General features: G+C 49.2%; 6 protein-coding genes. 5 read left to right on the top strand and 1 reads right to left on the bottom strand.

Features of this window, described 5'->3' with window-relative positions; genetic code table 11:
• Positions 1–161 precede the first annotated feature (161 nt).
• From PSHG_RS18475 to PSHG_RS18440, 5 genes are all read left to right on the top strand, one after another.
• Positions 162–1802: a helix-turn-helix domain-containing protein gene (locus tag PSHG_RS18475; protein WP_010275982.1), complete on the top strand. Its 1641-nt coding sequence runs from the start codon at positions 162–164 to the stop codon at positions 1800–1802.
• Between the two features lie 68 nt (positions 1803–1870).
• On the top strand, positions 1871–2854 hold the full coding sequence (locus PSHG_RS28230) for an ABC transporter substrate-binding protein (protein ID WP_010275981.1): 984 nt from the start codon (positions 1871–1873) through the stop codon (positions 2852–2854).
• A gap of 121 nt (positions 2855–2975) precedes the next feature.
• Positions 2976–3398, top strand: coding sequence for a hypothetical protein (locus PSHG_RS18460; protein ID WP_010275980.1), 423 nt, complete (start codon positions 2976–2978; stop codon positions 3396–3398).
• Positions 3399–3779: 381 nt separating this feature from the next.
• Positions 3780–4139 carry a serine hydrolase gene (locus PSHG_RS28225; protein WP_010275975.1) on the top strand — a complete coding sequence of 120 codons (360 nt, stop codon included), beginning with the start codon at positions 3780–3782 and terminating at the stop codon, positions 4137–4139.
• 201 nt (positions 4140–4340) lie between these two features.
• A complete protein-coding gene (locus PSHG_RS18440; protein ID WP_010275972.1) occupies positions 4341–5420 on the top strand; it encodes a tetratricopeptide repeat-containing glycosyltransferase family 2 protein in 1080 nt (359 codons plus the stop codon).
• A gap of 78 nt (positions 5421–5498) precedes the next feature.
• Here PSHG_RS18440 and PSHG_RS30945 read toward each other — a convergent pair.
• Positions 5499–6988: YncE family protein (locus tag PSHG_RS30945; protein WP_010275970.1), on the bottom strand; the 1490-nt coding region annotated here is incomplete at its 5' end.

Raw genomic sequence — 6988 nt, 5'->3', positions numbered from 1 at the left:
AATATTAAAAAAATCGGAATTATTAGAAGCTATTTATAAAAAAATTAATGGTGAAATGATAAGCGACAGGGGGTTAAAGTCTCTGCTGAACATATAAGTAACCAGGCGCTGTACTGCGCTTATATAAGAGTGGGAAAGTTAACTTAGGGAGTTGACATCATATGCAGCGTTCCACTGTTCCTGTTCTACAAGATATATACATACTTTCAACTGGAATGATGACTGAAAGCTTTACATATCGCCGACCAACTTACAGTGTGTTAATTGTTCACGTACAGGCTGCCACGCTAGAGATTGATTCCAGTACTCATACGATATCAGGTTTTTGTTGTATATCTTTGCCGCCCAACACAACGCTGCACCTCAGTCAGTCTGCCGAGAATCAGTCCTCTTCAACCGCGCAGTTGCGAGTATATGCGTGCGAATACGAATGGATTGGCGGGGAGAGGTTGGAAGGGCAGCTATCTACTTCGTGTCTGGCTAATCTGCGTGACTCATCCTTGCTTGATCAAATGATGGAATTACATGATGCATTTTCATCTCAGCTATACAATGGAATATCACGGCGATTATCCACACAAGCGAAGTTTCTTACCTTACTATCCAATGCATGGTGGATACTAGAGCAGCCTGACGCAATTAAGTTGACTAAGCCACTCGACGGTATAGATGTAGTGATTGCTCATCTGAATAAGCATTACAATCGAAAAATTCGGAGAGACGAAGTCGTATCCATGTCTGGCTTGAGTTTAAGGCGATTCACACAGGTTTTTAAAGAACGCACGGGGTTTACATTAACCGAGTACCTTGATCGGCTGCGCATAGACAAGGTGAAGACCTTTTTGTTGCAGTCTAAGAAGCCATTGAGAGAATTAGCTCGTCAAGTCGGATATAGTGATGAATACTATTTGAGCCGAAAGTTCAAGAAGAACACGGGCATGCCACCTACCGTATATTTACAGAAACCTAAGAGCGTAGCATCCTTGGATCATGCATATACAGTGGATTTATTATCGCTAGGCGTTCTCCCAAAAGCAGCAATTACAGATACTTGGTTGAATGATCGATTCAAGCTGCCGTTGCATACCGGTGTATTCCAGCCTCTTTATTGGCAGACACAGCATCAGGAGCGGCTCCGTATCCTTCAAGATGTCAAGCCGGATCTTATTCTGCATCCACTAATGGAATCTGAAGAGCAGCATGCGCTGGAGCCTTACCGCCATATCGCCCCAGTTATTCAGATCCCATGGCGGGATATGAATTGGAAGCAGCAATTTGAGATGATCGCTGAGCTGCTTGGCATGGAGCAAATCGCGCGCAACTGGATCCATAACTTTAATGATCGAGTAGGGCGGGTGCGGGAATCTCTTAATCGTACGTGGGGACAGCAAATGACTGCAGCTATTATCAATATACGCAGTGATCGCACGCTTATTTATGCGTATGGCTATATGGGGGCGGATCTACTTTACGATAGTTTGCAGCTCACACCTCCCAAGAGTGTGCTAGCTATGCGCAGCAAAAGGTTAGAGCATCCTGAGTTTTCTGAACATCAATTGTCTTCCTACGATGCAGATCATTATTTCCTGTCAGTAGAAAACAATCATGCCGCAAGACTGCGAGCGGAAGCAATAATAAAGCACCCTGAATGGCTGGCTAGGACGGCTGTGCAGCGACAATGTGTATACGAAGTGGACATGACCAAGTGGTACGGTTATGGACCTGCTGCAATCGATGCGCAATTAGATGATGTTATCCGATTACTCCTGCCCAATTATCCAAATGATTATGGCTCAATCTGACATGTACACGGTTAGTAAACCTTGCTAAGATTGAGAATGATAATCATTATACAGGAGGAAAGTTAGCAATGGGTAGAGTGAAAAACATACTGATGTGTTTCATAGCGGTGATCATGCTTATGGGTGTGGCGGCATGCAGCAATTCGAATGTTGCTGACAAACCAACGGAGGCTTCTACACCGATATCGACAGAAAGTCCTTCAGATGATCAACTTGTTGACCAAGTTGAAGAGTCTACGCGATCATATGCGCATATGGCTGGCGACAGCGCTATTCCGGTCAAAGCAGAACGAGTAGTGACAGATTGGTATTACGGTCAACTTGTTGCACTCGGACTAAAGCCTATAGGGACAGATGATTATGTATGGAAAAACCATCCGTTTATCGAGCAAGCGGGTACGGAGAGCATCGGACAATCGTTGGAGAAAATCGTTGAGCTCGGGCCTGATTTGATAATTTCTTGGGGCGCGGCTAAATATGAGGATTATTCGAAAATAGCGCCGACCGTTCCACTAGAATTAAGTGGAGGTCCGAAGGATTCGGTGCGTATATTTGGGGACATTCTTGGCCGGGAGGCAGAGGCTGAGCAATGGATCACTCAGTTCGATAATAATGTCGCTGAAGCTCGTCAGAAGATTTCAAGTGTAATTGAGGCCGGCGAAACCTTCACGATTTTTAATATATGGAAAAATACTTTACGTGTTTATGGTTTTGTCAATATGGGCGGATATGCCCTTTATGAATCTTTAGGAGTCAAGCCAAATCCGAAAGTAGACGAATTGTTTCGAAACTCCGATGAATGGTATCGTGAAATCTCATTCGAGGTTATTCCGGAATTTGCTGGAGATCATATTATCCTGACGAGTTATGATCCCGATGGTACATCAACCATCCTGAAGGAACTTGAATCCAGTTCCATCTGGAGCAATCTTGATGCCGTCAAGAATGGCCGCGTATATTTGATTGATTATAATACATTGTACTTTGATGACCCGATTGCTATTGAGAAACAAGTAGGGTTGTTGGCAGACATGATCGCGAATTCACGCTAAGCACATTGTGGGCAGCTCTTCCAAGAGAGCCTTCCATTCCGGCAAAGCAAAAAGCCAGTCTTCTATTTGTTCATAGATGACTCGGCGGTTCAATCCATTCCCTCCCTCGAAGCATCCGGACATGAGCGGCGCGTGGAGCATAAGCACAGCCTTCCTCGGGGGAAATGTACTTGTTTGGTCAGCGCTGAGGGGAGCTGTCAGCGTTAAGGACAAAATTACGATCCGGATCACCGGTCATCAGGGCAACGTGACTGAGCGGATCATCGAGGTGCAGGTAAGCAACAACGAGATCGGCCAGACTGTCGTTACCGCTAGAGTCATCGCTGCAAGTCGATGGGTATCTGCAAATAGCAAAGCTGCAGCCAGATGGAGCCCCATGGGGCCCTCTGGCTGTTTTTGTATTCGGATTCAGGTGCGGGTGAAACAGGATGAACACGCGAAGCGCGAAAATAGCCGGACTTTCAAAAGAAGCGTATATTCGCTCCTTGACTCTTTATCGCGGCAGCAGCGTGGTGTTGGAGAGCAGTTTGCAAAAGAATGGTAAAGCGAAATGTTGGAGGGTGGCTCGAAGAAGTAATGGAGTAGAGGATTCAATCTACCATCTTTCAAGAAGGGTACTCGGGGATCAACAATTTGATAATCCTGTTGAATGTATGGAGACTATTCTAAAGAAGTTGGAAAGAGATTTATTAGATAGAGAATACGGCGAATTCTTTAGATATTGCTACCGAATAATTAGTAAAATGAAAGCTTTAGAGGACAATTAAGTAACTCGAAGAAGACGGTAGCTTCATATAACAATGTGTTCACGCATCGGGTCATACGCCCTTGGTCCACAGGAACGATATCGAGGAAGTGGAATCTATTCGATAGCCTTAACCAATACATTTTTAAAATACAAAGCCTTGTTTCAGCAGCATCTGTATTGATAATTCAAGATGGCGTTATTGTCAACGAATGGTACTATGGAAGTCATGAACTCACTGAACAGAATCGGAAGGTGGACGAAAAATCACAGTTTAATATTGCATCGATTCGCAAGACATATAAAGGGTTCGCAATGAGTCTGGCGCTTTATGAAGGTAAAATAAAAAGCCTTAATGATTCTGATTATCTTGATGATCTAGACGAAGACGTGATTGCTGGAACAAGCATTAGCCATCTTTTAACGCATACACATGGTTTGAAGGGACCGTGGAAGAGAGTTTTCCCAGATGGGACTGATTGGAAATATAATAACGCAGGAGTCAACCTGAGTGGGCTTATTCACCGGACTTTTAGATAACGCCCCCTTTCAAACTGGCGGCATTCGAATGATGATTTCCCGTTACTGCAGCTCGGTCAGTATCCAGGGCGTTCAATGCTCCTCCGTTCAAGAACCTTTGCCTGCTCAGCATGGGGAAGGTGTGAGCATCTGATAGCACATACTGAAATTACTGTGCATATACCAAAGTAGATATAAAGTGCGCGGAAAGGGGAGGTATGATTGATCACCGTCAGCTTGTGCATGATTGTCAAAAATGAGGAGGATGCTTTGCCCCGTTGTTTGGAATCCGTGCGGGATATCGTGGACGAGATCGTTATCGTCGATACGGGATCCGACGATCGGACGAAGGAAATTGCCGCAGCGTTCACGCCGCTTATATACGATTTCGAATGGATTCACGATTTTGCCGCGGCACGCAACTATTCGTTCGATAAGGCCACGCAAGAGTATTGCATGTGGCTGGACGCGGACGATATTCTCCTGCCTGACGATGCGAGGAAGCTGCTCCAATTGAAGGAAGCGCTCGATCCGGCCATTGATGCCGTCACTATGGACTACGCTGCGGTGGTCGATAATGATGGAACAGTGCTGGACAGAGTCCGAAGGAACCGGCTGCTGAAACGCGCCAGGCAATTCCGGTGGGAGGGAGTCGTACACGAGGATATCCCTGTAGATGAAGCGCTTGTTCTGAACAGCGATATTCGGGTTACGCATCGCAAATCGCGCCCCGTCACGACACGCAATCTCGACATCTACCGTTATCATCTAAGCCGGGGCATGCGGTTGAACCTGAATCACTTGTACCATTACGCCCGGGAATTGCATCACCACAAGCATTACGAAGAAGCCGTGCCCGTATACCGGCAATTCATTGCGGGATCGCAGGACCTGGACAGTACCATTTCCGCCATGCAACGATTGGCCGACTGTTACCATTTTTTAGGGGATCGCCAGAAGGAACTGGAGACAATATTTGAAACGTTCGTGCACGATGTGCCGCGGCCGGAAAGCTGTTGCCGCTTGGGATATTATTTTTTGCAAAAGGAAGCTTGGCATCAAGCGATTTACTGGTACGAGCAGGCAGCGGCATACAAGCGTCCGGACGGTTCCAGCCATGGCGGACCAAGCAGCACCTGGCTGCCGCATATGCAGTTGGCGCTATGCTACTATCGATTGGGGGACTATGTCTTATCGAAGCGCCATAACGAGGTGGCGCTGCAATTCCGGCCGAACGATCCCGGCTTTCGACAAAATGTGAAAATGCTTGAGGAATGGTTGAGCAAATCTTCGAATCAATGAATCCAGGGAGAAGTTTAATGTGCACACAAGAAACGGCCTTCGTTTGAACGAAGGCCGTCTTCTTGTGTGCCTCTTGCTTTATGCTCTGATCCCGACCCAATACGTCGCTTGCCCAACGGGAATCGTGAGCATTAATGTGTCAGTTGCGGTATTGACAACCGAAACTGTGTTGCCGGTTATCGCGTAGAGAGGATATGCCGGGAATGAATTCATAATATTGACGGGGAGCGGGGTGAGCACGACATCCCTCGGTCCAGACGGAAGGTTAATATTCGCGGTAATGACATAATTGTTGTCCCCATCAAGGACGGTAACCCTGGTGCCGTTGCCAATGTAGACAAGATTCAACAGCGGATTGGCGTGTACTCCTACAGAGGTATTCCCGATATTCACATTTGTAATCACACTGTTATTGGTTCCGTCAACGACCGTGAATAAGTTAGTGGTGCCATGCGTGACATAGACTCGATTTCTGGCCGGATCGACAGCTACATAGTGCGAATTGTTGGACCCGGTATTAATGGTTGAGACTATAGCGTGACTTGTTCCGTCGATTACTGAAACTAAATCGGCGCTGTTGTAGTTGGTCACGTAAACAAGATCGGTCAGCGGATTGAAAGCTACCCCAACTGGTCCATTTCCAACGGGTACGGACGCTATCGGGCTGTGATTTTCTGCGTCTATAACTGTAACAAAGCCGGGTGCAGCGAAACTCGATACGAAGACCTGATTGTTCTTGGGACTCCAGGCCATCCCACGCGCGCTGGGGATATTGGGAATGGTCGTAATGATCCTATAAGTGGAGCCGTCTATAACCGAAATGTTGTTGGAAATACCGTTGCCTACGTAGATCAAGTTAGCTTCCGGAAGGACGACGCCGGCTTGCGGGGACGTTCCGACCGGGATCTCCGTCACCACAGTCAGGTTGATGCCGTCAATGACCGAGAGGCTATTGGAGCCGGAATTCGCGACATAGACGGTAGGTCTTGCAACTTCCGGTCCCGTGGGCCCAGTCACTCCGGTAGCACAAGTAGCGCCTGTGGCGCCCGTGGCTCCCGTAGCGCCTGTGGCCCCCGTGGCTCCCGTAGCGCCTGTGGCCCCCGTGGCCCCCGTGGCCCCCGTCGCGCCCGTCGCGCCTGTCGCGCCCGTAGCGCCCGTGGCTCCCGTAGCACCCGTGGCTCCCGTCGCCCCCGTCGCGCCCGTGGCTCCAGTAGCGCCTGTGGCCCCCGTAGTACCCGTGGCTCCAGTAGCGCCTGCTGCCCCTGTCGCCCCTGTCGCACCAGTAGCGCCTGTGGCCCCCGTGGCGCCCGTCGCGCCCGTCGCACCCGCTCCCGTGGCGCCTGTCGCGCCCGTCGCACCCGTGGCGCCTGTCGCGCCTGTCGCACCCGTTGCACCAGTAGCGCCTGTGGCTCCAGTAGCGCCTGCTGCCCCTGTCGCCCCTGTCGCACCAGTAGCGCCTGTGGCTCCCGTCGCACCCGTGGCGCCCGTGGCTCCTGTCGCCCCTGTGGCTCCTGTCGCCCTGTGGCACCCGTGGCTCCTGTCGCGCCGTCGCGCCCGTGCGCCCGTGC

The organism is Paenibacillus senegalensis JC66, from assembly GCF_000285515.1.
GTDB lineage: Bacteria > Bacillota > Bacilli > Paenibacillales > NBRC-103111 > Paenibacillus_L > Paenibacillus_L senegalensis.
The sequence above is the reverse complement of the archived record's forward strand: the minus strand, read 5'-3'. Positions and strand labels throughout refer to the sequence as shown.

What these genes read in the sequence shown, in the direction of transcription:
- PSHG_RS28230 (WP_010275981.1), top strand. Translation starts at nt 1,871, where the DNA reads ATGGGTAGAGTGAAAAACATACTGATGTGTTTCATAGCGGTGATCATG.
- PSHG_RS18475 (WP_010275982.1), top strand. Translation starts at nt 162, where the DNA reads ATGCAGCGTTCCACTGTTCCTGTTCTACAAGATATATACATACTTTCA.
- PSHG_RS18460 (WP_010275980.1), top strand. Translation starts at nt 2,976, where the DNA reads ATGAGCGGCGCGTGGAGCATAAGCACAGCCTTCCTCGGGGGAAATGTA.